The organism is Ruegeria sp. BF7 (genome assembly GCF_056538605.1).
On the sequence record NZ_JBQFTM010000008.1, the window covers coordinates 58,950 to 84,798 of the forward strand.

Sequence of the window (25,849 nt, forward strand, 5' to 3'; positions counted from 1 at the left end):
TTCATCATCCACGGAGGAGACTTTTCCATGATGAACTTTCTGAAATCCACCTGTCTGGCTGCGGCCGTTGTGGCAACTGCGGGCATCGCCGCCGCCGACACGCTAAAGATCAGCCATATCCGCCCCCAGGGTGCCACCATCGACAATGAGCTGCGCGTCTTTGCAGACGATCTGAAGACCGCCACTGACGGTTCTCTTGAACTGAACCTGTTCCCGGCCTCTGCTCTGGGCGACTACACCTCGGTTCAGGAACGCATCTCGGTTGGCGCCATTGACATGGCCGTTCAACCCGCTGCCACGGCTGTTGATCGCCGCATGCAGATCTCAGCATTCCCCTATGTGGCCGCAAACTGGGAAGAGGCAAAAAAGATCTACGGCCCCGGCGGAGCGATTCACGCTGCGATGAAAGATCTCTATGCCAAACAGGACATCACCATGCTGGCCGCCTATCCGGTGTATTTCGGTGGCGTTGCTCTGAACACTGACGCCGTGAGCGCGGGCGACCCGACCGCCGCGAAAGGTATCAAAGTACGCGTTCCGGGGATCAAGAGCTTTCAGCTGACTGCCGATGCTCTGGGATACATCTCGTCGCCAATACCATTCTCGGAGGCGTTCACTGCGGTTCAGACTGGCGTTGTTGACGGTGTCGTTGGATCGGGGGCCGAGGGCTATTATTCCTCATTCCGCGATGTGACCACCGCTTATGTGCCCGTCAACACGCATTTTGAGGTTTGGTACATGATCATCAACTCAGGCACGATGGCCGACATGAGCGACGAAGATCGTGCGGCGTTGGAAAAGGCCGCGCTGGAGTTCGAAGCCAAGCGCTGGGACACTGCAGAGGCCGATCAAGGCGCGTTCGAGCAGAAGCTGGCTGACAATGGCGCAACTATCGTCTCGTTGACGGACGAAGAGCTTGCTGCCACTGCCGCCCATGTGCGCGCGCAAGTCTGGCCTCAGGTCCTGGAGGATGTTGGTCAGGACTGGGGTCAGTCCATCCTTGACAAGATCGGCGAGTAACCGGTCAGGCCCCACGATTGGGCAAGGCGTGCCTCTCCCCGCGCCTTGCCCTGCCAGCCTATGGAGATCAGCCTATGTTCAGATCCTTGCAAGACGATGACCACGATTTGGTGACTTTGAGCGTCAATGGTCAACCGGTTAATGCGCGCAGTGGCCAGTCGGTCTGGTCCGTGATGGCTGTGACCGGTCAGGTCGTGACCCGCAAGGCGGCCCTATCGGGAGAAGCACGCAGCGCATACTGCGCCATGGGCGTCTGTTTCGAATGCATGGTCGAAATCGATGGCCTTCCCAATCAACAAGCCTGCCTGCGTCGCGTGGCTGATGGAATGCAAGTCATCACACAAGACATTACCGAAGACACAGAGGCGCCCGATGAAGGCCTTTGACTGCACGATCATCGGGGCTGGCCCAGCTGGAATGTCTGCCGCCATTGAATTGGCGCGGGCCGGAGTTGATGTGGCTGTGCTGGACCGCGCGGAACGGGCAGGGGGGCAGATTTATCGCTCCGCAGCAGGTAGCCCATTGCCGGACGCTGCCAGTCTTGGGCCGGACTACGCGGCCGGAGCCGATCTGATCACCCAGTTTGAACAATCGGGGGCAATACATCTTGCTGGTGCAGACGTTTGGCATCTTGGGGATGATGGTCGAATTCTCTTTTCTTATCAGGGCAACACTCGCGAATTGCATAGTCGAGAATTGCTGTTGTGTCCCGGGGCGATGGAACGACCCATGCCGATCCCTGGCTGGACCCTGCCTGGCGTTATGACAGCCGGTGCCGCACAAGTAATGCTGAAATCGGATGCAGTTGTTGCGGATGGAGCCGTCTTTGCAGGATCGGGTCCTCTGTTGTACCTGATTGTGGCGCAGTATCTGCGCCTTGGTGTACCTGTGGCCGCTCTCGTCGACACCACTCCGCGACAGCATTATTTGAATGCCGCCCCTATGATACCGCGTGCTTTGCGGCAGGTTGGGGACCTTCGTAAGGGTTTGTCTTTGTTGCGGGAAATCCGTGCTTCGGGCGTTACCACTTACCGATACGCCGAAAACCTGGAGGTGATCGGCAATGATAGGGCCAAAGGGCTGCGTTTTTTGTCATCGGGCCGGCAACTCGAGGTCTTGGCCGATACCGTGTTTCTGCATCATGGCGTCCAGCCCATTCTGAACATGACCCGGGCGTTAGGGCTTGCGCATCATTGGAACAACACACAAACGTGTTGGCAGGCCACGGTTGACGCATTTGGCCAAAGCTCGGTCGCGCATATTTCGGTCGCTGGCGATGGAGCCGGAATTGTGGGTGCCAACGGTGCGCGTGCCGCCGGGCGCGTGGCAGCGCAGAATATCCTGCATCGCCTTGGTCGGATTGCCCAAGCCGACAGGGATCAAAAGACACGCGCTGATCTGAACTATTTGTCCGCCTTGATACCTTTTCGCCGGTTCATCGATTGTCTCTACCGCCCGACCGAGGCGCTGAGATTGCCGAGACACGCAGAGACTTTGGTATGTCGCTGCGAAGAACAGTCCTTGGGCGAATTGCGCAAGGGGTTTGAACAAGGCGCGCGCGACCCCAATGCACTGAAATCTTTGACCCGATGCGGAATGGGGCCATGCCAGGGTAGGCAATGCGGCCATATGGTGACAGGCCTATTGGCGCAGTGGCGTGAAGAAAGTCCCGAAACCGTTGGGTATTACCGCCTGCGCAGCCCTCAGCGCCTACTGTCTGTGGATGAGCTTGGCCGGTACGGCACGGTGTCGGCGGAGGCTGCCGAATGAAGTCGGACGTATTGATTATTGGCGGCGGTATCCAAGGTTGCGCAACCGCATACCATCTGGCCCGCAAGGGTGCCTCGGTGATCGTAATTGAAAAGGACTACTCCGGACGACATGCCTCGGGCGTCAACGCTGGTGGGGTGCGGCTGCTGGGCCGAGATATGGTCGAAGTCCCATTGTCGAAAGCATCCATGGAGATGTGGCAGACACTGGATGAGGATCTGGGTCATGACACCGGATTTCGTCGCCAGACACTGGTCAACATTGCGGTGGATGAGGCGGATCTGGCCAGCATGCAGGCCCGCGAGGCCAAGATGCAAAGCGCCGGATACACACATGAACGGATTATCGATCAGGCTGAACTCAGGGAACGCTTACCTTATGTGAATCCCGACTGCGTTGGTGGTGTGATCTCGGAACTGGATGGATACGCCATCCCCTACAAGGCGACGTCGGCATTTCGTCTGGCAGCGGAAAAACTGGGCGCACAGATTGTCGAAGGTGAAGAGGTACTTGGCCTTCGGCGCGTTGGAGAAACGTGGTTGGCGCAGGGTGTGCGGCACACATATGAGGCCGAAACTGTCGTCAATTGTGCCGGTGCCTGGGCGGATAGAATTGCGCTGATGATCGGCGACAACGTCCCCCTCAGCCACTCTGCACCGATGCTGATGATCACTGCCCGGATGCCGCGTTTTGCCAAGCCGGTCGTTGGTGCGATCAGCCGCCAGCTCAGCTTCAAGCAGTTCGAAAACGGCACGGTATTGATCGGCGGTGGTGCCAAGGGTTTTGCCGACCGCGCCAACAACCGCACACGGCTGGACTACGCTAAACTCGCTGCTGCGTGCCGCACTACAGCAGAGTTTTTTCCGATCATGCGCAAGGCCAGCATCAACCGGATGTGGGCCGGGTTAGAAGCCTATATGCCGGACAATCTTCCTGTTATAGGCCCTGCAGTAAACGCTCCGCGTGCCTTCCATGCGTTCGGGTTTTCTGCGCATGGATTTCAAATGGGACCTGTCGTGGGGCAGGTTCTGGCGGATTTGGTGACTGGCGGTCAAGGTCGTTTCAATCTGTCATCTTTCCGTATCGACCGATTTGACCGCAAGGTCCTGTAAAGGAGATATCAAACATGGCAATCACACGTATTGAAACCGGTACTCGCATGAGCAAGATCGTCAAGCACAATGGCGTTGCGTATCTGTGCGGCCAGACCTCGGATGCCGCTACAGTTGCGGATCAGACCCGCGACATCCTGTCCAAGGTCGAGGATCTGTTGGATAAGGCGGACAGCGACAAGACCCGCATATTGCAATGTGTGATCTGGTTGGCCGACATGGCGGATTTCGCTGAGATGAACGCCGTCTGGGATGCTTGGGTGCCAGAAGGCCACGCGCCAGCCCGCGCTTGTGGCGAAGCTAAGCTGGCGCGCGACATACTAAAGGTCGAGATGATTGTCACTGCGGCATACGACTAGGTTAAGACCGTTGGGTTTCAAAAGGTTAGGTAAAGTGGTCCCTCAAACTCAGGTTATTGTCTGCAGTAAGTTCGTTCAGATGCCAATTTGAGTTCCCTCATCAACTCTTAATAATTCAAGGCTCGAAATAACCGGGATTCTGTAACATTGCTGTAACCCTTCTGAGCGGGTGTTTCGAAAGGGTTACAACAAATACCTAGGTTATGTTGACAAATGGCGGATCCAGAGACGGATTGAAGTGATATCTACGAAGCTGAGTTAGCTTTCGACTGTCTTGTCACATCGGGTTGCCGCACGCCGAGCATTCTTCTGTTTGTTGAAGCATCTCCGGATCAGGTTTCACAGCCGGTAGAGAGGACAATCCACTCCAACGCACCTCTTTCGAGACTTTCGCATTGGGATCACCGGTCAAATCCTGCGACTGTGCAGTTCGGTGCAAATGCGGACGGTATCTTTGCTTTTGTCGGCCAGCAGCACGAATGGCTCCGGCAGGTTGTCATCCATGGCAATATAAAGGCCGAAATAGTCCGATGTCTGGCCGGGTGTGATGTCAGTTCTCCTCGGCAGCCCAGCGGCATTCACCCGGAGGTGGATCCTGGGGACGTGCCGCCTACTTGTGGGTTTTTCTGTTTGAACCGAAACGTTTGTGATATCTGCGGACCGAAATTCGGTAGAGACGTGCGGACGATGACGATTTCATTCAAAGGTGCGCAGTTTCCAAAGGATGTAATCTTACACGCGGTCTTCTTCTACCTGCATTACGGTGTCTCGTACCGGGATTTGGTAGAAATCATGGCCGAAAGCGGTGTTGACTTGGATCGTTCGACGCTGAACCGATTGATAGGAAAACAGACCGGGCTCGTGGCTTAAGCCACGAGTTTTCGACGGCATGCTGCGGATCGAACTTGGCGCATGGAAGAGACTTAAATGAAAGTGAAGGGTGAATGGGTTTATCTCCTTCATGCGAGCGAAGACTTTCGTGGCTGCTGACTTCTTTCAGCGCCGCGCAGTTTCTGCAATGGCGCGAGAGTATCGCGTGACCCAACGGTTCCGCGTGGTGTGATTTACCGTTACGCCTCGTTCACCCATGATCTCTTCCAGGTCCTAGTATGACACGCCGTACCGGACACAGAAAAACATGTCGAACAGGTTAACGTCCTTCGGATATTGAGCACCCTTGAAAGAGATCATGTATAGACTTTCGACTAATTGCTTTTTGCAGCCAATCAGTCGACAGCAGAGTCAGCGTCAATCGCAAAAAGCTTGCAACAGATCCCTCAGACCGCGCGACCGCAAATGGCCAAAACTCAGCAACAGATTCCGACACAACCCTTGGATGGTGTATGGGCTTTAGATATGATGCACTTCACATCACGAGGGATTGCATGCGTTATCTTCTGATGCAAATCACCATGTTTGTTTTCTTGGCAAGCGCGCTCCATGCGGAAAAACGCGACTATATCGAGCTAGCGCAGCAAGGATGGGGTTATGAACTGCGCTCAACCATGTTGGGGCGCGATATGGCGATTCCCGTTCACATAAACGGGCGTGATCTGGTGGGTGCAGCCCTATGCCTTGTAGGCGAAAGGCCGCATCCCGAAACTTTGGAAGTTTTGAATACCTTTCGAGAATTGCTGAAACACAGTTTTGGGCACCCGACTCCGATGCGGTACGCCGGCCCTTCGGCGCGGGACTGCGGAACCGGCCGAACCGTGATTTTGCGGTTATACTCCGGACACCCTCCCAACCGCGATCTGTCAGCGGATATCGACTGGCTCAGCGACGTGCATCAGCTTGGATTACCTGAGGGTCGCGCCTATGTGGTGACGTCTCCGGCGATGGCGCAGACTTTCTTTGGTCGTCGGGGGCAGGGGACCCATATCGTGGTCAAGCAACCGGTTCATGATCGCGTTGGCAAGCTTGAGAAAGACTTTCACAAATCGATTTTATTGGAAGAGCTGTATCAGTCCTTCACATTTGGCATGGACATCCTGCTATATGATAAGTCAACGGGGTTCTTATCCAAGCTGCAGGAAACGCCGGTGAACCTGCAGCGCCTGCCATGGAGCTCGCATGATTTTATGCGCGCACTCTTGAATTCGAACCCCAGCGGTCTGTGTGCGTTTGACATCTTCATGATGCATGCCGTTGCGCAATCTCCAGCGGATCAAACCATTGACTCAGGCTTTATCGACTACATTGATAAGCAATATGATCGCCTTTGGGCTCAGGCGGATGAAACTCTGGCTGATCCACAGTTTGCGGCCTTGTTTGACGAAGGCTGCTCCACATCCGTTCGTGTGCCCAGGTAATACCATCTGCTGTGTTTTGCTGAACCGGTGACTCCGGGTAGCCTGAGTGCAGGCATTGCGCCTCAGGGTCTATGGGAGGAATTATGGACACAAGGCCTGAAAACCCGCCGCGCACGATTGCGGGATTGTCTGGGTATTTGTCGCAGGGGCTTGTTGGCCACGAGCGATTGGTAGAATCCTTGCTGATCGCCCTGCTGGAAGGCGGCCATCTTCTTGTGGAAGGGCCGCCCGGGCTGGCCAAGACTCGCGCCGTTAAATGGCTGTCGAACGCTGTCGAGGGCAGTTTTGCCCGTATCCAGTGCACGCCCGACTTAATGCCCTCGGACGTGACCGGAACGCCTGTGTACCAGCCCCATGAAGGCCGTTTTGAATTTGTTCCGGGGCCTGTGTTTCACACGCTTGTTTTGGTAGACGAGATCAACCGCGCGCCACCAAAGGTGCAGTCCGCCCTGCTGGAATCCATGGCAGAGCATCAGGTCACGGTTGGCAACGAAACACACGCACTGCCGGATCCGTTTCTGGTCATTGCCACCCAAAATCCGATTGAACATGACGGAACCTTTCCCTTGCCTGAGGCGCAGCTGGACAGATTCCTGCTGCACGTCGTGCTAACTTTGCCGGATCTGGAAACGGAACGTCAGATTCTCGACTTGGTGATTGCTGAAACGCAGGAAGGTCCGCCAGATGTTCAGAAGATGACGCTTGCGGAATTAATGATTGCGCGTACCGAAGCGCAGGCAGTGCATGTGGCCCCGGAATTGCGCGACTATATTGTGCGCCTCGTGACCGCGACCCGTACGGGCCCGATTGCTGAACAAGTAGAACATGCGGTCTCGCCCCGTGGATCGCTGGCTTTGGCCTCGGCATCGCGCGCGCGCGCCTATTTGCGAGGTCGCGATTTTGCCCTGCCCGAGGATGTGGCGGCAGTTGCGCCCGATGCGCTTGCCCATCGCATGGTGCTGACATGGCGCGCCATCGCGAATGGCAAAAAGCCCCGCGAACTGGTGGCGGACATTCTGAATGTGGTCGAGCCGCTGTGACGGGCGTGCTGGCTCATGCGGGCGTCAGCCTGACAACTGATGCCTTGATCGCCTTGCGGCATGTTGCGTTGACTGAACACGAGAACCCGGCAATGGCGGCCTTGCCCGGAGGGTTTCTGACCCGAAAGCGCGGGCAGGGTATCGAGGTTGCAGATGTGCGCGAGTATGTGGCGGGTGATGATATTCGCCACCTGGATCGTGGAACAACCGCCCGCACAGGACGCCTGCATATCCGACAGTTTCAAGAGGAGCGGGATCGGGTTGCCCTGTTGGTTGCCGATTTCCGCGCGCCGATGTTCTGGGGCCTGAAGCGCGCCTTTCTCTCGGTTGCCGCAGCTGAGGCTCTGGCGTTGATCGGATGGCACATGGTTGAAAGTGGCGGGCGTGTGGGTCTGCTGGCGATCACGACCGACACATCCATCATTGTGCCGCCGCGCGGAAAAACGCGGGGGATGTTGGATGTGATTGGCGGTCTGGTTCAGGCCCATGTGCGCAGTCTGAATAGCCTGCAGAAGGGTGAGGATGTGGGTTGGACGCTGGAACACGCGCTTGCTGGTGTTGAACGCCTGACGCCCACCGGGTCCGAGATCATCATCGCGTCTGGCTTTGATCAGCAGGGTGATGGGTTTTCTGACCTGCTGGACCGGCTTGATCATCGCCGAAACCCACGTCTTGTCCTTGTGACTGAAAGCAAAACACATGAGATGCCAAGCGGCTGGTATCCGATCCAACTTTCAGATGGGCAGCAAAGGCGCGTTTATCTGAGTGAGGCAGCGCCTGATGATGTGGCTATATATCAGATGGTTGCCGCACATACGGCGCTTGTTTTGAATGCCAGCGACCCGGTTGAGCAAACGTCTCGCCGCATTTCGTCAGCCTTTGTGTCAAGATACGTGTCATGAGCGAGACGGCCCTCTCTGAGGCCACAATGCTGGCCAGTCTGCGGGACATCCATTTACCTGCTGAGGCTGCAGGCGGGGTGATTGCAGAATATGCGGTTGTCTTTGGTATCGCGGTTTTGGCGTCAGTAAGTTGCGTCAGCATCCTGCGATTTCTGAGTGTCAAGACTGCCGCAAACAAACCGATGGAACCTCCCGATCACTTTGCAGATCAACCGGGTTGGTCTGCGGATCGGCGCAAGGTGGCGCTTTTGCACAGGCTACGCGCTCAGAACCCGACGCGTTATGCGGAACTGAGGGGTGAGCTGTATAAACCCGGCGGAGGCCCCGATCTGGAGACTCTGCAAGATGAGGTTGCGGGTCGTGTTTGAACTTGCTGATCCCTGGGTCTTGCTTTTGTTGCCGTTGCCTCTGGTGATCGTTCGTCTGATCAAACCACGGCCAGTTTTTGAACGCGGGTTCCCGGTTCCAGATCGCATTGGCGGGATGCTGCTGGCGGCAAGTCCTCGGGTTAACGCCGCGAACCGGCCCTTGGCAGATCGCCTTGCTTTGTGGGCCGTTTGGGCGCTGATTGTCGTTGCTTTGTCCGGTCCTCGTGAGTTGCAACCCGTCAGCGCCTTGAAGGTTTCAGGGCGGGACCTTGCGATCGTTTTGGATCTTTCAGGTTCGATGGTGCGGGATGATTTTTATCTCGATGGGCGCCAAATCACCCGGTTGGAGGCGGTGACAAGTGTCGGGTCCGAGTTCGCCAGACGCCGCGCTGGCGACCGAGTGGCATTGATAGTGTTCGGGTCCGAAGCCTATTTCGCCACGCCTTTCACATTCGATACTGAGGCAGTTGCGCGACGGATCGAAGAGGCCACGATAGGTATATCGGGCCGCGCTACCAACATTTCCGATGGTCTGGGCCTCGCTTTGAAGCGTCTCACTGACAGTCAGGCGGCGTCCCGCGTTGTGATCCTGTTGTCGGATGGGGTGAACAACGCGGGGGCCACGAACCCCCGAGGCGTGGCGGAATTGGCGGCTGAAATAGGCGTGCGGGTTCACACAATAGCGCTCGGTCCCAAAGACCTGCAAAGCGCAGAGGTAGGTGAACGCGGAGTGGTTGATGCGGCCACCCTGCGCACTATAGCCGAGGTATCAGGGGGCGAGGCTTTTCGCGTCAAAACCACCGATGATCTGATCGACGTGACGCAAGCGCTGGATCGGTTAGAAGCGACAGATAGTGCGGGCCTTACGGCTGAGGTCCACAAGTCCTATTGGACATGGCCCGCAGCAATGGCAGCGGCACTTGCCCTGATGGCGGCGTGGAGGCAGGCGCAATGAGTGAATTGGATTTCACTCTGCTCAGGCCGTTTTGGGGGCTTTCCGTGATCTTAATATGCGCGGTCAGCTGGTGGATTTTGCCCCGCACCGGCGGGTTCGGAGCCTGGGACAAGGTTACCGATCCTCAGCTAATGAAAGCGATGGCGGCGATTGGCAGGATCGAAGGTGGTTCGTTCCCGCTCACGCCAGTTGCCTTACTGCTGACCAGCGGGATCATTGCAGTTGCTCTGACTGGCCCGGCCATCGAACGGCGCGACGCGCAAACCTATCGCAATCTGGATGGCGTGTTGTTCCTTGTGGACGCGTCAGACAGCGTGGTGGAAGACAACCGCTGGCCACAAATGCTGAGCATGGGGCGTTTTGGCATCAGCGCTCTTGGATCCCGGCCCGGTGGTATCATTGTATTTGCAGGTGATGCCTATGTCGCGACGGACATGACGACGGATCACCGCCAATTGGGGCAAACTTTCTCTCTCATCAATGGCGAGACCGTGCCGGACAAAGGATCTCGCCCGGTACGTGCACTGGCTTTGGCGCTTCAGCGATTGGAGGAGGCGGGGATCCTTGCCGGGGACGTGGTGATATTCACAGATGGTGACGGATTGGGCTCAACTTCGCTGCAACAAGTCGCGTCTCTAGCGTCGCGCGGGGCGCGCGTGTCTGTGGTGTCGTTGCAGACTCCGACGGCGCAGATGCAAACGCATACCGGTGTCGGCGGTGGCGCGGTGTTCACATTGGACCAGACAGATGACCTGGCGCTTTGGTTGGCTGATGACGCCGCAACCAGGCTGGAACAGGCAGACTACCCCGTGTTGTTTTGGCACGATCTGGGGCGGTATTTGTTGTTTTTGGCACTGCTCCCCCTCTTGTTGATGTTTTGGAGGGAGCGCGCATGAGGTGGTTCGCGATCGCAGGTGCTGCTTGCATTGCTCTTGCTTTTGTCTTGGGAGGAGCTGCCCCATTTGGGCGCGTTGCATTGGCTATTGGTCTATATCCGATGGCGGCGAACCTGTTCTCCAATTCGGACTGGCAAGGTGTCGCCTTCTATCGTGCTGGGGAATTCGAAAAAGCCGCCGAAGCTTTCATGAGCGCCGGCAACCTATACAATCTCGGCAATGCCGAGGCCCAAAATGGTCAATTTGCTGCCGCGCTGGAGGCCTATGATCAGGCCATTGCCAAAGGTATCCCGGACGCTCAGGCGAATTTCGATGTGTTGGCCGCTTATTACGCGGGGCAGCAGATCGATCCAGAGGCATTGGGCCTTTTTCCGGAACGCAAGTCAGGTCCCAAAGCGGAAAGCTTTGTGGCCCGTGGGAACGCGCGCGCGGCTGGAACGGGGAGTGAGGTCACGAATTCGAACACGATGCTGGGATTGCCAGAATTAGACAGCCGCGGGCGACTGGGCGTGCGGCGCATCTTTGATGACAAGTTCATGGTTGCCGACCAACGATGGCTCAATCAGCTGTCCGATGTTCCTGGTGAGTTTATGGCGGCACGGATTGCGCAGGAACACAAGCGCAGGGTGAAGCTGGGTCTTTCGCCTCCCGAAGCGGAGAGTCCGGAATGAAGTGGTTGGTCTTACTTCTTATCGCTTTCCCGGTTCATGTGCTGGCGCAGTCAAAGACTGTTTTGCCGTCCGAGGCATCGATAGAGGTCACCATCGAAGACGACACCTCTGTTCCCTTCACTCGTGAGATGGTGCTTTTGACGATCCGAGGTGTCTACCGTCGGCACATCACTCGGGAAGAACTTGTCCAACCCGATTTTGAGGGGTTCAGTTGGGCGCAGCTGGGGCCGGACAGTTGGTCCGAAGAAAGGATCAATGGCCGGAAATACAAAGTGTTTACCCGACGCATGGCGGTCTACCCGGTCGAAGCTGGCGAGCTTGCGATTGGTCCATTCATTCACCGGCTGACCCTGACTGACGAAAATGACGACTGGTTCGAACATGAGATTCAATCGGAGCCGTTAACCATTCAGGTGGCAGAAGCCCCTACAACGAAGGATTGGTGGTTTCCGGTGCGCAAACTGCAAATCTCGGACCAGTGGTCGAATGCCCCGGATCAACTTGCTCCGGGTGAGGGTGTCCTGCGCGTGATCCGGCTGGAAGCGTTGGGCGCCACCCCAGAGATGATACCACCGATGCCAGAGTTAACCTCACCTTCGGCCCTGATTTTTGCGCATCCTGAGAAACGTCTTGTCGAACTGACACCGGAAGGGCCAGTGACCTACGCATTCTGGCGCTGGACCATTCGCCCGTCTAACGACACGTCGGGCGTCGTTGAGCCCCTGCGATTCAGCTATTTCGACACCTTCGCGCGCGAAGCTCGCGAGGTCATGATTTCACCTCAACGCATTGCCTACGGCACGGTCACCGGAGCGGTGCCCTCTGACAGCCCCGAGGAGTTAGCGCGCCCTGTGAGGTTGCTGGAATGGCCGGTATTCGCAATCGCCGTTGTCGTCTTTCTGGCTGTTTTGGTTTTGGGCATGTCGGGGCACAAAGTGGCCGCTTCAAGGGCATTGCAGCGATTTGGAGTGTTCGATCCACTGGTCCGAGAATTGCGGGGTTGCGCCAAGGCCGGTCGTGCAGACGGGCTGCGACAAGCTGCTGTTGCGATCTTACGTCGTGACGGATCCTCATCCGGACGCCTTGAGCAAATACGAGACTTTGACCGGCAGGTATTCGATCCCAAGGCGGCAGCACCTGATTTGAATGAATTTGCCAGGAAGTTCCTCAACAATTAGGCTCTCAGAGTCATCAAGCTTTTGTTACCTAAGGCAACTTTCGCTCGTATCAAAATGAAACAGTTGAACTGATCAGGAAATGCTGTACTTTTCCCATTGGAGGAGAAACCATGCATATTGCGGGATGCCCTGAACCGGTAGACCAAGTGTCCAGCGTCCTTATCGTTGATGATCATCCGCTGTTTAGCGACGCATTGGCTGCGGCGTTGCAACTGAATTTCGAGAATTGCCGGATTGAAAAAGCCAACACGCTTGCGCAGGCATTTGAAATACTTGGCGAGGGCTTCAAACCTGACCTGATCATGTTTGACCTCAAATTGCCGGATGTCACAGGTATTTCGGGTTTTCAACAGTTCCGACAGCGCTGTCCGAAGGTGCCGGTTCTGGTTATTTCGTCGCTTGCATCCGGAGAGCTTGTGCGCTCTTTGATGGATCACGGTGCGATGGGGTTTCTTCCCAAGGATACGCCAGCGCAAACACTCAAGATTGCGATCCAGGAGATTGCGGCTGGCCGTAAGTATGTGCCTGTCGAATTCAGCCGAGTTGAAGAGACAAAGCCAGCAGAAAGCATTGTCTATCAATCCAGTCCCGAACTTTCGTCGCTCACCCCGCAGCAAGTCAAAATTCTCAAGCTGATATGCGTGGGCCAATCCAACAAACAGATCGCATATGAGCTGTCGCTGGCGGAGGCGACGGTCAAAGCGCATATCACCGCTTTGCTGCGTCGCCTTGGTGTGCGCAATCGGACCCAAGCTGCTGTTCTGGTCGACTCGGTTGTCGCCCGTCATGCGCGACATGAGCCGGAGGTCAAATCCTTTCTTCAACACTAGGGGGCTTGCATGCGGGATTTGGAACATGGACCGAATTTTATTGCTATTGGCCGCTCCACTAGCTCGGACCCGACAATCGCCGTTGAAGAAGCCTGCGCGGGCATTGATTGCCTCTCATCTTGCTTCGTTTTGGCCTTTGTTCCCAGCAACCATGATCCTGCGGAAATATCGCGTCGCCTAAACTGGAAGCTTGCGGGCGTTCCAGTTTTCGGCTGCACTACTGCGGGGCAAATAACGCGATCGGGTTATGAATCGGATGCGCTATTGTTGCTGGCCTTTCCCAGGTCCAACTTTCGATGCTCCTCCATTCTGTTCGAGGAGCTCAGACCGCTGGACTCGACGGAAATTGCAGCCACAGCGCAACGTCAGGCCGAGAGGTTTCGTCATACGGCTGGATGGAACAGATTGGCGTTGGTGTTTTCAGATGGATTGTCCAAGCAAGAAGATCTGCTGGTCTCAACTCTGGAAACGGTTCTTGATGGATTGCCGATTTTTGGCGGCTCTGCCGGAGATGGCCTTCAATATGAAGAAACGTTTATTTTACATGGCGGCAGTGCCTACAGCAATGCAGCCGTCCTGTTGTTGATTGAGACCAACCTGGGTTTTCAAGGCATCGGCTTTGACCATTTCCTGCCAATCGGGTCGGAGATCATTATCACCGATGCCAATCCGGAAGAGCGCGTGGTCTATGAAATCAATGGCGCTCCGGCCGCACAGGAATATGCGCGGCTAGTCGGATGCGCGGCCGAGGATCTTTCGCCGCTGGTCTTTGCGGAAAACCCGCTGCTTCTGCGGCAAAACTTGAATTACTACGTGCGCGCCATTCGCGAACCGATGGAGGGAGGTTCACTGTCCTTTCTCGCGGCGATTGATGATGGCCTCATCATGACTTTGGGACGCGGGAAGGAGATCATCGAAACCCTCAAGGCCGGGCTTGATGTGCGTGACAATGCCGGATCGGCACCTGATTTCATCCTAGGGTTTGACTGTATTCTGCGCAAACTGGAAATCGAACAGAAACAGCTGAGCAAGCAGGTCTCTGACGTTTTGCAATCCCACCGGGTTGTTGGTTTCAACACCTACGGAGAGCAACAATCCGGTGTACACATGAACCAGACCTTTGTGGGGGTCGCCTTCTTTGAACCAGAGAAGCGGGACCTGAGCTGACCATGCTGAATCCAGACGATCCGCTCGAGATTCAGGTCTCGAAACAAGCCAAGATAATTGATGCGCTTATACGGCGCGCCAATCGCCAGAAAGATGTAGGTCCGTCTGCCTTCCAAGCGTTTCAGTCCGCGATTGAGTTGCAGCAGCAGGTGATGGAGCAGAGCCGTGATCTGGCGCGCGCAACCACCGAACTTGAAAGCGCCAGATACGAACGTGAGCAAACCCGCAAGAGTCTCGTCAAAGCGCTGTCTTCCATGGAAGAAGGGTTCGCGCTGTTCACCGATGGTGAGTTGAACCTGTGTAACGAGCTGTTTCAGGCAATCTTCCCGGATATGTCGGACATTGTCGGGCCGGGTCTCAGCTTGGGACGGTTCTTTCTATTGGTGCAAAGCAGCCCTGAGTTCGTTTCGTCCGACCATGGTATCTCGAACATGTTGGATACGCTGGAGCGCAATTGCCACACGGGCATGGTGTCAAGCGACGTGATCGAATTGCGTGGCGACCGTTGGTATCAACTCAGCGCGCAATACACGTCATCGCAGAACGTGGTTATTTTGCTGACCGATATCACTTCGGTTGTGCGTCGAAACCGCGATGAGAAAGAGACTCTGATTGACCGACAGGAAGACTACCTTCAGGCGGTTTTTCAAAACATGAGCTCTGGTGTCTGCACTTTCTCGTCAGAGTCCCAGATCATGATGCATAATGCGCGGTTTCGAGAGATTCTGAACCTGCCGCTCTCTCTGTTGCAGGGAAACGTACCTGTGAAAACGCTCTTGGATCTGATGCGGACGCGCGGGCTGATCAAGGCCGATGATGAACGCAGGATCGGTAAGTGGCAGCACGAACTAAAAAGTCGGGGTTGGCTGCGCAAACGTGTGCGCGACGGATCGGATCGGGTTCTGGACATACAAGTCAACCAACTGCCAGATGGTGGTTTTCTGGTCGAACTTAAAGACGTGACACTGGAAGCGCGTGCGACCGAAACTCTGGAAAACCGGGTCATGGAACGCACGGCTGAATTAACCCATGCAAACGCCAAGCTGGTTCAGGAGTACGAAGAAAAAGCGCGGGTGGAAGAGGCACTGCGGATCGCGAAGGAACGAGCTGAAGCCGCAGTATCTTCCAAGACACGATTCCTTGCAGCGGCCAGCCATGATCTGCTTCAGCCGATCAACGCGGCAAAGCTGATGATTTCTACCTTGCTGGAGATCACGCGTGAGACCGAGCTGTATGAGATGATGGAGCGGCTGGACGGTGCATTCGGCTCTACCGAACAGTTGTTGCATTCATTGCTGGATATCTCAAGGCTAGAAACTACTGATCCGGATACGGTCTCACCCACGGATGTCAGTCTTGCGTCGATGATTGAGGGGATACAAGGCGATCAGACGCTGGTTGCCGAGACCAAGAACGTGAGGCTTGATGTTGTTCCGTGCTCGGAAACTGTAAACTCTGATCCGGTCTATCTGTTTCGCTCGATCCAGAACCTGGTGGTAAATGCGATCCAATATACCGAACCCGGAGGCCGGGTTCTGGTGGGCTGTCGCAGGCGTGGTCATAAGGTCATCTTGCAAGTCTGGGACACGGGTATTGGTATTGCGCTCAAAGATCAGGAACGCGTTTTCGAAGAATTCACACGGGCCGACAATGTGCCATTGGGGTCTGGTATGGGACTGGGGTTGTCAGTGGTAGACCGCGCCTGCCGACTTTTGGGCCATAAGCTGTCGCTTCGGTCAAAACCTGGTATTGGATCTGTGTTCAGCATTGAAATGGACAGGGTCGAAGCAGGACAAAGTGCCGTTGAACCCCTTGATCTTCTTGCGAACACGAGCGATGTGCCGCTCGATTTCATCGTTTTAGTGATCGAAAATGACCGTGATGTTCTATTTGGCACGACGCAGTGGCTGGAACAAAATGGTGCCAGCGTTATGCCAGCCCGGTCGCCGCAGGAGGCATTGCAATTCATAAGAGATATCGGAATGCCGCCCGATATCGTTCTGGCGGATTATCAACTGGATGATGGTGAAACCGGAGTGAACGCAATTCGTCAGATACGCGAAATGACGCAGACCCAGGTTCCGGCAATCTTAATCACCGCGGATCGCAGTGAAGCCTTGCGCAAAGACGGATTACAGCTTGAGATTTCGGTCATGACGAAACCGGTAAAACTGCCTCGGCTCCGGTCTTTGATCATATGGAAGACTCAGCGCGCCATCGTTACCAAGACGCTCGACACCGACAAAAGTCGGCGGTGACATGGGGCGATTAGCCCATACTCTCTTCAATGGGAGGACAAGATCATGAGAGTGTTTCTATACGGGCTCGCAATTTCGATTTGGAGTCTAAATCCGGCGTCTGCGGCCTCGATTGATGCAGAACAGGCTTATGAATTGCTGTTTCAGGATGGGGTTCTGGACACTATCGCAAGGGATAAGGAACTGATCTACCAGCGCACCGTCACGAACCAGATCAGGCCCGATGCAGCCGAACGTGATACCGGCGATATCGCTCTCAGTTTCAGGGAAGACGGGGCCGAAATGGCGCATCTGGAGTTTCGTCAAAACGACAAACACCGCGCTATGGGCGTTTTCCCGGCCAGCGTCGGGAATCCGATGATCATGGTTTTTTACGAAAGCGCCATCCGGGATATGGCTGAATCCGCCGGAGGCAGCCCATTCTACATTCGAAACCGTGTCAAAGATGCGCTGGTTCAACCTGCCGAGGTTGTCGAAGGTGAGGCTGTGGTTGACGGCAAAACCATCTCCGTACAGACCATCCTCATGCGTCCTTTCGCTGAGGATCCTAACCGGGACCGGATGCAAGGGTTCGGAGATCTCGTCCTCAGCGTCACGGTGTCAGAGGAGGTTCCGGGATGGTATCTGCGCCTGGTTGCAGAAGCCGCACCGGAAGGCGAAGGCGCAGCAATCTATCGATCGGAGATGCAGTTTGAAGGCGTGCAGGAGGGTCGCGAATGAAAGCCCTAGACCTTAGGTGGGAAAGTATCCGCATGACCTGTACAGCTATGGTCGCGGCTGTTCTGGTTGCACCGATCACAGCGTCAGCACAAAGCGTCGCCGACCGGCTCAACGATTACCCTACCGCTGCGCGCGCGGATTACGTATTCGCATGCATGGTGACCAACGGCCAGACCCGCGAGATGCTGGATCGGTGCTCATGTTCAATCGATCTGATCGCTTCAATTCTTCCTTATGAACAATACGAACAGGCGGAGACTGTCCTTTCGATGCGTCGGGTCGGGGGCGAGCGAATGGCGTTCTTCAAAAGCGCTGTACTGGCCGAAAACATGGTAGCTGACCTGCGCCGGGCGCAGGCCGAAGCAGAAGTTGTCTGTTTCTGAGTGAAACGGGAACCAGCCGGTTAGCTTGCCGCAGCCTTGGGCAGATCTTTCTCGAATGTGTTGCCCTCGGTATCCGTTGCCTTGACCGTCAACATGGTTGAGCCGTTGTCGTTATAGGAAAAGCGAAATGCCGGGTTCTCTGAGATCGAAATACCGCCGTCCATGGTGAACAACAGCTCATCCCCCTGCCAGACTTCGATGTGGTCGATGAAATGCGCAGGAATGAACAATTGCGTAACCTGATCGCGCTGTAAGCCGGAATAGTTCGGGTGCCGGATCATGATCTGTGCTTCACGGCGTGGTGTAGAAATCTGCGCTTCTTGCCCAAAGCTGCGCAGCTTCATCTTACCCATCGACGCCAAAGCGACCTCGGGGTCTTTACTGGCTGGTGCCGAGCAGCCGCCCGAGGCTTTGACAAACCGGCCCGTCATGTGGAGACCTTCCGGCGTTTCTGCGATCACGCGGACATTCGAGTATTGGTTCACGCGGACTCGCATTTCGAAATCCAACTCACCCATGGCAGGTGAAAACGTGAAGACACCTGCGATTGGCGCGGGGTTTTCGTCGATCACCACAGTGGCGGCAGAGATTTTGGCATTTGGATCAAGTTGCTTCAGAACAATGGGCACCGTTGCCGCGTCGTGTGCCCTATAGGGTGCGTCCAGTGAAAGCAGCGTATCCGCACTCCCGATTTGAACATCGCCCACCACATCGTATTGCAGGTCGAGCCAGGTTTCGCTGTCGACTAGCGGATTCTTGACCGGCTGTTCCGCCCAAGCGGGCAAGGATAGCGCAAGTGAAAGGATCGCTGCGGGTGCAATTGCTCTGGCCATGTGTTTTCCTCCGGCAACCGGTGCCGCGGATTATGCCACAAAACCCCGGGAAATAATATGCCGACGAAAGGCGGTGTGGTTCTGGCAGTGAACTGTGCCAAGGTTCGGGATGGAGGGTTGCCATGTTTGAAGCCGTGATTTTGCTATGCGCGCAGGCTGCGACCGAGCCCTGCAGAGAGCAGCTTTTGCCGGGCTACGAGGCTGAAAATCAAGCTGAGTGCGAACAGAAACTAAAGGCGCAACCTCCGTCGCTTTCCGACGGTCACAGCGGTGAACCCGTCTGCCAAGCCATTGGGAGGGTATTGGAATTTGATGAAGTTGCCCCCGGCCTTTTCGTGCATCGCGGTTTGATTGAAGAGCCTAACGCGGACAATCTGGGGGACGTGTCGAATATCGGATTTGTCATCGGACTAGACAGTGTTGCAGTGATCGACACAGGAACAGCTCCCTGGATGGGAGAAGCCATTTGGCGCGCAGTTCGGGCAGAGACGGACAAACCCGTCAGTCACGTCATTTTGACCCACATGCACCCCGATCACACTCTCGGAACTGCGCCGCTGACCCTGACAGGGGCGCAGATAATTGGCCATGTGGGGTTGGAGAGAGCGTTACTGGACCGACTGAGCAATTACGTTGAAAGCCTGAGCGCCGTTATCGGTTCCGACGCCTATGTGGGTGTTGGGCCAATTACTGTCGATATCGCTGTTGAATCCGAGGAAGAGATTGATCTGGGTGGGCGCAAACTGATCCTGCGTGCCTGGTCCAGAGCTCATACCGGGAATGACCTGACGGTCAAGGATGTGAACACCGGCGTTATGTTCGCAGGCGATCTGGTGTTTCATCGGCACACCCCAGCCTTGGACGGCCAGCTGATCGGCTGGCAGCGTGCTCTAAAAAAGATGACCGAGCTGAATATTACCCAAATCGTGCCCGGCCATGGTGGCCCGATCCTGGCCTGGCCAGAAGGCGCCGAGGACATGGTGCGCTATCTGGATGTGTTGGAAACTGACACACGCGCCGCAATCGACACGGGTCAGCGACTGGGCGATGCGGTTGAAACAATCGCTCAAAGTGAAGCGGAACAATGGGAATTGTTTGACGCTTATAACCCGCGCAACGCCACGGTCGCATTTACCGAACTTGAATGGGAATAGCCCTGTCAGCGAATGGCGCGGTTCAGGTTCTTTGCGGCTTTCAAATTGGTCTGATCTGCGCCCTGAACATCGGTCAGCCGCGTTGCGGTCAAATCGGCATCCGTAAAATCAGCACCTGACAATGTGGCCCCTGTCAGGTCTGCCCCACCCAATGTGGTCATCGACATGTCCGCACCGGTGAAATTTGCGTTGGGCAGTTTGGCAAATTCCAGATCGGCGCGCGACATTTGTGCATTGGCAAAATCCACATCTGACCCGTACGCCGAGGTCAGGACGCCACGCATTAGGCCCATGGATTGGTTGCGCATATCGGCGGAAAAATCTGCCCCTTTGAACACCGCTCGGGTCAGATTGGCCTTGGTGAAGTCAGCGGCGGTTCTGGCATTTGTGAAATCGGCATCGGTCAGGTCCGCCTTGCTGAGCTGGGTCTGGAATAACTCGGCCCCAACAAGCGATGCGCCTGAAAGGTTCGCTCCGATCATCCAGGACTGGCTCAGAACTGCGCCGTCCAGTTTTGAACCCGACAAATTGGCGCCGTTTAATGAGGTCGCTCGCAGGGTCGCATTGCTGAAATCCAGTCCGGACAGGTCCAGATTGTTGAGCCAGACCCGGGTAAAATCGGCGGGGGTGTCGGTTGTGGCTGCGTCGAGCCGGGCAACAACGTCGGCACGGGTCATTTGCGCCTCGGTCATTTTGGGCAATGTCATGTCAACACCACTCAGCGGTGATTGGCCAAGGGCTGTTAGAGGCGCAAGGGTTAGTAAGAGGATCAGTAGGGGTTTCATGCGTCCCTCCTGCGTTTGTTGACCGGCTAATTATCCCTGATCCGACGTCAATTGCTGAAGCATTTGCGAGATCGCAAACAGACGGCGTTCCAGAATTTGCGGAGTTTCGCAAAGATAGGTGATCGAGCGCTGACGGTCTGTATAGATCAACTGGTCCCAATCCAGCTGTTCTTCAAGGGCGTCAACGCGGTCATAATCCGGTGGGTCGGCAGCCAAGGCCTGCTCCATTTCCACGCGGGCAAGATCAATCTTTTCGGCCATTTCGATCTGGTTAAGCGAAAACTCTCCTATCCCGGCTATTATGCGCTTGCGCCGTTTCGATAATGAGTCGAAGACACGCTGAAACACCAATCCCAGAACATCCGGATCCCCATTGTAGCGCGCAGCAAATTCCGCAACGCGGGGCTGAAGGTCTTCCAACTCAATTCGTCTCAGGGCCAGCAGCCCGGCAATTTCGTCAATGTCGGCGTCGTTTTGGGCGGATTCACTATCGGCGATCTGGTGTGGCCACATAAGACCCAGTGACAGATCTTCGACCTTGCGTTGAATACACGGCCAGGTTGGATCGGAAAAATCTGCGGCAAAGTTTGGTCCAGCCGTGCCGAGCCACACCAGGGCCATAACAATTAGCTTGCCGTTCGACATCTCAGCTCTCCTCCACGCGGATAGTATGCATGAAATCTGCGCGCCAAGTCCATTCAACCCAATACACACCATTGTCTTAATTGTTAGAACACGGGGCTGGCCCTCATACTCTAACCAAGCAGTCGGTCTAAGAATGATTCCGCTGCAAGGGAGGACAGACAGAATGAGAACACGCGCGGCGGTTGCTGTGGCGGCGGGACGACCTTTGGAAATCATGGAGGTTGAACTGGATGGCCCGAAGGCAGGTGAAGTCCTGATCGAGATCAAGGCAACCGGACTATGTCATACGGATGAGTTCACCCGTTCGGGCGATGACCCTGAAGGAATTTTTCCTGCAATTCTGGGCCATGAGGGTGCCGGGGTTGTATTGGAGGTTGGTGAAGGCGTCACCAGCCTTGAGGTTGGGGACCACGTGATCCCGCTTTACACCCCCGAATGCCGCGAGTGTGAGTATTGTCTGAACCCCAAGACGAACCTGTGCCAAAAAGTGCGCGCTACACAGGGGGCGGGTCTGTTGCCGGACGGAACGACCCGGTTCAGCATGCTTGATGGCACGCCGATCCATCACTACATGGGCTGTTCGACCTTCGCCAATCACACCGTGGTGCCCGAGATCGCATTGGCCAAAGTGCGCAAGGACGCGCCGTTTGACAAAATCTGCTATATCGGCTGCGGCGTCACCACTGGTATCGGGGCCGTAATCAACACCGCCAAGGTCGAGATCGGATCGCGCGGCGTTGTGTTCGGTCTCGGCGGTATCGGCCTGAACGTGATCCAAGGTCTGCGCATGGCTGGTGCGGATCAGATCGTTGGTGTCGATCTGAACGATGGCAAAGCAGAGATGGCAACGCATTTCGGTATGACCGATTTCGTGAATCCCTCGAATGTAAGCGGCGATATCGTGGCGCATCTGGTCGAACTGACCGGAGGGGGTGCGGATTATACCTTTGACGCCACAGGCAATGTTGGCGTGATGCGCACTGCTTTGGAATGCGCGCACAAAGGGTGGGGTGAAAGCATCATCATCGGTGTCGCACCCGCCGGGGCCGAGATTTCGACGCGTCCCTTCCAACTGGTCACCGGCAGGTCGTGGCGCGGCACGGCGTTTGGCGGTGCCAAAGGTCGGACGGATGTCCCGAAAATCGTCGACTGGTACATGGACGGCAAGATCGAGATTGATCCCATGATCACACACAAATTGACGCTGGATGAGATCAACCACGGCTTTGACCTGATGCACGAAGGTAAGTCGATCCGCGCGGTGGTGGAGTACTGACATGGATCTAAAGGTCATTTCGCAAAACCGCAGCTTCGGAGGGGAGCAGACTGTCTACTCCCATCCCTCCGCGACATGCGATTGCGAGATGACATTTGCCATCTACCTGCCGCCTCAGGCCAGATCTGGGCCGGTGCCTGTACTGTGGTATTTGTCCGGACTGACCTGCACTCATGAAAACGCGATGACCAAGGGCGGTTTTCAGGAGGCGGCGGCGGACTATGGTGTAGCGGTTGTGTTTCCCGATACGTCTCCGCGTGGTGACAACGTTGCCGATGATGATGCCTATGATCTGGGACAGGGGGCAGGTTTTTATGTGAACGCCACCCGTGATCCTTGGCGGTCGCATTTCAGAATGTATGACTACATCGTTGACGAGTTGCGCGACATAGTTGTGAAGAATTTTCTGGTTCAGGATCGTCACGGGATCACGGGTCATTCCATGGGCGGCCACGGCGCGATCACGATCGCGATACGGAACGCTGACAAATTCAGATCTCTTTCAGCATTTGCGCCGATTGCGCACCCGACACGTTCGGATTGGGGCCGCAAACAGCTCAGCAGCTATCTGGGTGACGACGAAAACACCTGGGTCGAGCATGACGCGACATTGCTGTTGGAAGAACACGGCTGGAAAGGGGATCTGCTGATCGATCAGGGTGCGGATGATCAGTTTCTCGATCTGCTCAAACCCGAAGCTTTGGCCAACATGATGGCCAAGCGCCGCCAGCCCGGACAGATCAGAATTCAGGAAGGGTATGATCATTCATATTTCTTCGTGAACAGCTTTGCGCGTGATCATGTCGAATGGCACGCTGAACGTCTCAGCCAATGAAAACAGCAAGGAAAGAATGATAGTGTTCAGAACGGTAATCACGGCAACCTGCCTCATGCTAGCACCCGCCTTTGCAAGTGCCGAAGGCGATCCCGAAGCGGGTGAGAAAGTCTTCCGCAAGTGCAAAGCCTGTCACGCTGTGGGCGAGGGAGCAGAAAACAAAGTCGGTCCCATGCTGAACGGTATCGTTGGGCGTCAGGCTGCAACCGTTGAGGGGTTTGGCTATTCCCCGACCCTCATCGCGCTGTCCGAAGAAGGGCTGGTCTGGACACCCGAGGAGCTGGACGCGTTTCTTACGAAACCGCGCGACTATGCGAAGGGAATCAAGATGACCTTCGCTGGTCTGCGCAAAGAGGACGATCGCACCAACATCATCGCATATCTTGCAACCTTTGAGGAGCCAGGTTCGTAAGAGATTGCATTGCTCGCCCGTCGATGTGACCGCAAAAGGGCCGGTCTGGGCGAGCATCAACAGACACCGCAATCCGACCTGGGTGAGGTGTTGTAATGCAGCGAGAACGCTGCACGAAAGGGAGGAGATTGAATGAAAAATCTATCGCTTTGGACCTCCGGGATTGCCATTGCGCTGGCCACTGCGGCATATGCCAATGACGACCTGATTGCCCAGATGGAGAACTCGAAACAATGGGCGATCCAAACGGGTGACTACAAAAATCAGCGCTACTCCGAACTGGACCAGATCAACGCCGACAACGTTGGTGATCTGCAGGTTGCGTGGACCTTCTCGACCGGCGTTCTGCGCGGGCATGAGGGTTCGCCGCTGGTGATTGGCGACATGATGTATGTTCACACGCCGTTCCCGAACATTGTCTATGCTCTGGATCTGGCCAATGACGGCAAGATCGTCTGGAAATACGAGCCCAAGCAGGACCCGGACGTTATTCCGGTGATGTGCTGTGACACCGTAAACCGGGGTGTGGCCTATGCGGATGGCAAGATCTTCCTGCATCAGGCGGACACCAAAGTTGTGGCGCTGGATGCCAAATCTGGCGACGTTGTTTGGGAAGTCCAGAATGGTGACCCGGCGATTGGTGAAACCAACACAGCCACTGTGTTGCCCATCAAAGACAAAGTCATTGTTGGCATTTCGGGCGGTGAGTTTGGTGTGCGCGGATCGGTTACGGCCTATGACATGAACTCGGGCGAGCAAGTCTGGCGAGCCTATTCCATGGGGCCGGATTCGGACATCCTCGTTGATCCTGAAAAGACCACGCATCTGGGTAAGCCGGTTGGCGCAGACTCGGGTACAAATACCTGGGAAGGTGATCAGTGGAAGATCGGCGGCGGCACCACTTGGGGCTGGTATTCTGCGGATCTGGACGAAAACCTGATGTACTATGGCACGGGTAACCCGTCGACTTGGAACCCGGCGCAGCGCCCGGGCGACAACCGCTGGTCCATGACCATCATGGCGCGTGATATCGATACCGGTATGGCCAGATGGTTCTATCAGATGACCCCGCACGACGAATGGGACTATGACGGCATCAATGAAATGATCCTGACGGAACAGGAAATTGATGGCACCGAGCGCAAGTTGCTGACCCATTTCGACCGCAACGGCCTGGGATACACCATGGACCGTGTCACGGGTGAGCTGCTGGTGGCCGAAAAGTTCGACCCGGTTGTGAACTGGACAACGGGCGTCGACATGGATCCCAACAGCGAGACCTATGGTCGCCCGGCCGTGGTCGCTCAGTATTCGACGGAACAGAACGGCGAGGACGTGAACTCGACCGGTATCTGTCCGGCAGCTCTGGGCACCAAAGACCAACAGCCTGCAGCCTATTCGCCGAAGACTCAGCTGATGTACGTGCCCACCAACCACGTCTGCATGGACTATGAGCCATTCCGCGTTTCCTATACCGCTGGTCAGCCTTATGTGGGCGCGACTCTGGCGATGTATCCGGCACCGGATAGCCATGGTGGTATGGGTAATTTCATCGCGTGGGACAACACCGACGGAAGCATCAAGTGGTCGCTACCCGAGCAGTTCTCGGTCTGGTCCGGTGCTCTGGCAACAGCGGGTGATGTTGTATTCTATGGGACGCTCGAAGGCTATCTGAAGGCCGTTCACGCTGAAACCGGTGAAGAGCTGTACAAGTTCAAAACACCGTCCGGCATCATCGGCAACGTGATGACTTATGAGCAAGGTGGCAAGCAGTATATCGGCATCCTGTCAGGTGTTGGTGGCTGGGCCGGTATTGGTCTGGCGGCTGGTTTGACTAACCCAAATGACGGTCTGGGCGCCGTGGGTGGCTATGCCGCTCTCAGTGACTATACTGCGCTGGGTGGTCAGCTGACTGTGTTCGCACTGCCGAACTAAGCCAAAGAACTGACCGGCGCGACCCGACCGGAC

At 55.9% G+C, this 25,849-nt stretch carries 26 protein-coding genes and 3 pseudogenes; 24 read left to right on the plus strand and 5 right to left on the minus strand.

Translation table 11 applies throughout. The features are described from left to right. Positions 1-27 precede the first annotated feature (27 nt). The 5 genes from dctP (at position 28) to ACR0IK_RS16110 (ending at position 4,261) form a co-directional block, all read left to right on the plus strand. The gene (dctP, locus tag ACR0IK_RS16090; protein ID WP_480642228.1) at positions 28-1,020 is read left to right on the plus strand and encodes a TRAP transporter substrate-binding protein DctP; all 993 of its coding nucleotides are present in this window, start codon (positions 28-30) and stop codon (positions 1,018-1,020) included. Positions 1,021-1,094: 74 nt separating this feature from the next. Further along, positions 1,095-1,406, plus strand: coding sequence for a (2Fe-2S)-binding protein (locus ACR0IK_RS16095; RefSeq protein WP_480594646.1), 312 nt, complete (start codon positions 1,095-1,097; stop codon positions 1,404-1,406). Next, positions 1,393-2,790: an FAD-dependent oxidoreductase gene (locus ACR0IK_RS16100; protein WP_480642229.1), complete on the plus strand. Its 1,398-nt coding sequence runs from the start codon at positions 1,393-1,395 to the stop codon at positions 2,788-2,790. Before ACR0IK_RS16095 ends, ACR0IK_RS16100 begins: the two co-directional genes overlap by 14 nt. After that, positions 2,787-3,902, plus strand: coding sequence for an NAD(P)/FAD-dependent oxidoreductase (locus tag ACR0IK_RS16105; protein WP_480642230.1), 1,116 nt, complete (start codon positions 2,787-2,789; stop codon positions 3,900-3,902). The genes ACR0IK_RS16100 and ACR0IK_RS16105 overlap by 4 nt, the downstream gene beginning before the upstream one ends. A 14-nt stretch (positions 3,903-3,916) precedes the next feature. Further along, positions 3,917-4,261 (plus strand): RidA family protein, encoded by a 345-nt coding sequence (locus tag ACR0IK_RS16110; RefSeq protein WP_480642231.1) that lies wholly within the window; start codon positions 3,917-3,919, stop codon positions 4,259-4,261. A gap of 258 nt (positions 4,262-4,519) precedes the next feature. On the opposite strand, the pseudogene ACR0IK_RS16115 reads toward ACR0IK_RS16110, so the two are convergent. Next, positions 4,520-4,858: pseudogene (locus ACR0IK_RS16115) on the minus strand (transposase family protein); the annotation flags it as partial. Between the two features lie 90 nt (positions 4,859-4,948). Here ACR0IK_RS16115 and ACR0IK_RS16120 point away from each other — a divergent pair. After that, positions 4,949-5,185 (plus strand): annotated as a pseudogene (locus ACR0IK_RS16120) (IS6 family transposase); the annotation flags it as partial. 75 nt (positions 5,186-5,260) lie between these two features. Here ACR0IK_RS16120 and ACR0IK_RS16125 read toward each other — a convergent pair. Then, positions 5,261-5,452: pseudogene (locus tag ACR0IK_RS16125) on the minus strand (IS6 family transposase); the annotation flags it as partial. A gap of 194 nt (positions 5,453-5,646) precedes the next feature. Between ACR0IK_RS16125 and ACR0IK_RS16130 the strand changes: the two are divergent. From ACR0IK_RS16130 to ACR0IK_RS16190, 13 genes are all read left to right on the plus strand, one after another. Then, a complete protein-coding gene (locus ACR0IK_RS16130) occupies positions 5,647-6,573 on the plus strand; it encodes a hypothetical protein (protein WP_480594650.1) in 927 nt (308 codons plus the stop codon). 83 nt (positions 6,574-6,656) lie between these two features. Further along, on the plus strand, positions 6,657-7,613 hold the full coding sequence (locus tag ACR0IK_RS16135) for an AAA family ATPase (RefSeq protein ID WP_480642232.1): 957 nt from the start codon (positions 6,657-6,659) through the stop codon (positions 7,611-7,613). Further along, complete coding sequence (locus ACR0IK_RS16140) at positions 7,538-8,515, plus strand: DUF58 domain-containing protein (protein WP_480642233.1); 978 nt, start codon at positions 7,538-7,540, stop codon at positions 8,513-8,515. The genes ACR0IK_RS16135 and ACR0IK_RS16140 overlap by 76 nt, the downstream gene beginning before the upstream one ends. Next, entirely contained in the window at positions 8,512-8,883 is a 372-nt protein-coding gene (locus ACR0IK_RS16145) for a hypothetical protein (RefSeq protein ID WP_480642234.1), read from the plus strand. The genes ACR0IK_RS16140 and ACR0IK_RS16145 overlap by 4 nt, the downstream gene beginning before the upstream one ends. Further along, the gene (locus ACR0IK_RS16150) at positions 8,861-9,838 is read left to right on the plus strand and encodes a VWA domain-containing protein (RefSeq protein WP_480594654.1); all 978 of its coding nucleotides are present in this window, start codon (positions 8,861-8,863) and stop codon (positions 9,836-9,838) included. Before ACR0IK_RS16145 ends, ACR0IK_RS16150 begins: the two co-directional genes overlap by 23 nt. After that, on the plus strand, positions 9,835-10,734 hold the full coding sequence (locus tag ACR0IK_RS16155) for a vWA domain-containing protein (protein WP_480642235.1): 900 nt from the start codon (positions 9,835-9,837) through the stop codon (positions 10,732-10,734). The genes ACR0IK_RS16150 and ACR0IK_RS16155 overlap by 4 nt, the downstream gene beginning before the upstream one ends. Continuing rightward, positions 10,731-11,405, plus strand: coding sequence for a hypothetical protein (locus ACR0IK_RS16160; protein ID WP_480642236.1), 675 nt, complete (start codon positions 10,731-10,733; stop codon positions 11,403-11,405). Before ACR0IK_RS16155 ends, ACR0IK_RS16160 begins: the two co-directional genes overlap by 4 nt. Beyond that, positions 11,402-12,583, plus strand: a complete 1,182-nt coding sequence (locus ACR0IK_RS16165; protein WP_480642237.1) for a hypothetical protein — start codon at positions 11,402-11,404, stop codon at positions 12,581-12,583. Before ACR0IK_RS16160 ends, ACR0IK_RS16165 begins: the two co-directional genes overlap by 4 nt. A gap of 110 nt (positions 12,584-12,693) precedes the next feature. Continuing rightward, on the plus strand, positions 12,694-13,413 hold the full coding sequence (locus tag ACR0IK_RS16170; RefSeq protein ID WP_480594658.1) for a response regulator: 720 nt from the start codon (positions 12,694-12,696) through the stop codon (positions 13,411-13,413). 9 nt (positions 13,414-13,422) lie between these two features. Then, the gene (locus tag ACR0IK_RS16175) at positions 13,423-14,580 is read left to right on the plus strand and encodes an FIST N-terminal domain-containing protein (protein ID WP_480642238.1); all 1,158 of its coding nucleotides are present in this window, start codon (positions 13,423-13,425) and stop codon (positions 14,578-14,580) included. Between the two features lie 2 nt (positions 14,581-14,582). Further along, positions 14,583-16,838, plus strand: a complete 2,256-nt coding sequence (locus tag ACR0IK_RS16180; protein ID WP_480594660.1) for a hybrid sensor histidine kinase/response regulator — start codon at positions 14,583-14,585, stop codon at positions 16,836-16,838. A 45-nt stretch (positions 16,839-16,883) separates the two neighbouring features. Next, positions 16,884-17,558 carry a hypothetical protein gene (locus ACR0IK_RS16185; protein WP_480594661.1) on the plus strand — a complete coding sequence of 225 codons (675 nt, stop codon included), beginning with the start codon at positions 16,884-16,886 and terminating at the stop codon, positions 17,556-17,558. Between the two features lie 47 nt (positions 17,559-17,605). After that, positions 17,606-17,941 (plus strand): hypothetical protein, encoded by a 336-nt coding sequence (locus tag ACR0IK_RS16190; protein WP_480594694.1) that lies wholly within the window; start codon positions 17,606-17,608, stop codon positions 17,939-17,941. 20 nt (positions 17,942-17,961) lie between these two features. Here the strand turns inward: ACR0IK_RS16190 and ACR0IK_RS16195 are convergent, their stop codons facing one another. Beyond that, on the minus strand, positions 17,962-18,774 hold the full coding sequence (locus ACR0IK_RS16195) for a quinoprotein dehydrogenase-associated SoxYZ-like carrier (RefSeq protein ID WP_480642240.1): 813 nt from the start codon (positions 18,772-18,774) through the stop codon (positions 17,962-17,964). A 122-nt stretch (positions 18,775-18,896) separates the two neighbouring features. Here ACR0IK_RS16195 and ACR0IK_RS16200 point away from each other — a divergent pair, with 122 nt between their 5' ends. Then, on the plus strand, positions 18,897-19,928 hold the full coding sequence (locus ACR0IK_RS16200; protein WP_480642242.1) for a quinoprotein relay system zinc metallohydrolase 2: 1,032 nt from the start codon (positions 18,897-18,899) through the stop codon (positions 19,926-19,928). A 5-nt stretch (positions 19,929-19,933) separates the two neighbouring features. Here the strand turns inward: ACR0IK_RS16200 and ACR0IK_RS16205 are convergent, their stop codons facing one another. Both ACR0IK_RS16205 and ACR0IK_RS16210 read right to left on the minus strand, forming a co-directional pair. Continuing rightward, entirely contained in the window at positions 19,934-20,713 is a 780-nt protein-coding gene (locus ACR0IK_RS16205; RefSeq protein WP_480594664.1) for a pentapeptide repeat-containing protein, read from the minus strand. A gap of 30 nt (positions 20,714-20,743) precedes the next feature. Further along, positions 20,744-21,358 (minus strand): hypothetical protein, encoded by a 615-nt coding sequence (locus ACR0IK_RS16210; protein ID WP_480642244.1) that lies wholly within the window; start codon positions 21,356-21,358, stop codon positions 20,744-20,746. A 163-nt stretch (positions 21,359-21,521) separates the two neighbouring features. Between ACR0IK_RS16210 and ACR0IK_RS16215 the strand changes: the two genes are divergently transcribed. The 4 genes from ACR0IK_RS16215 (at position 21,522) to xoxF5 (ending at position 25,816) form a co-directional block, all read left to right on the plus strand. Beyond that, positions 21,522-22,634, plus strand: coding sequence for an S-(hydroxymethyl)glutathione dehydrogenase/class III alcohol dehydrogenase (locus tag ACR0IK_RS16215; protein WP_480594666.1), 1,113 nt, complete (start codon positions 21,522-21,524; stop codon positions 22,632-22,634). A gap of 1 nt (position 22,635) precedes the next feature. Next, positions 22,636-23,469 carry an S-formylglutathione hydrolase gene (fghA, locus tag ACR0IK_RS16220; protein ID WP_480642245.1) on the plus strand — a complete coding sequence of 278 codons (834 nt, stop codon included), beginning with the start codon at positions 22,636-22,638 and terminating at the stop codon, positions 23,467-23,469. Between the two features lie 16 nt (positions 23,470-23,485). Then, positions 23,486-23,881, plus strand: coding sequence for a c-type cytochrome (locus ACR0IK_RS16225; RefSeq protein WP_480642246.1), 396 nt, complete (start codon positions 23,486-23,488; stop codon positions 23,879-23,881). 132 nt (positions 23,882-24,013) lie between these two features. Then, positions 24,014-25,816 (plus strand): lanthanide-dependent methanol dehydrogenase XoxF5, encoded by a 1,803-nt coding sequence (gene xoxF5, locus ACR0IK_RS16230; protein ID WP_480642247.1) that lies wholly within the window; start codon positions 24,014-24,016, stop codon positions 25,814-25,816. Positions 25,817-25,849: the final 33 nt, after the last annotated feature.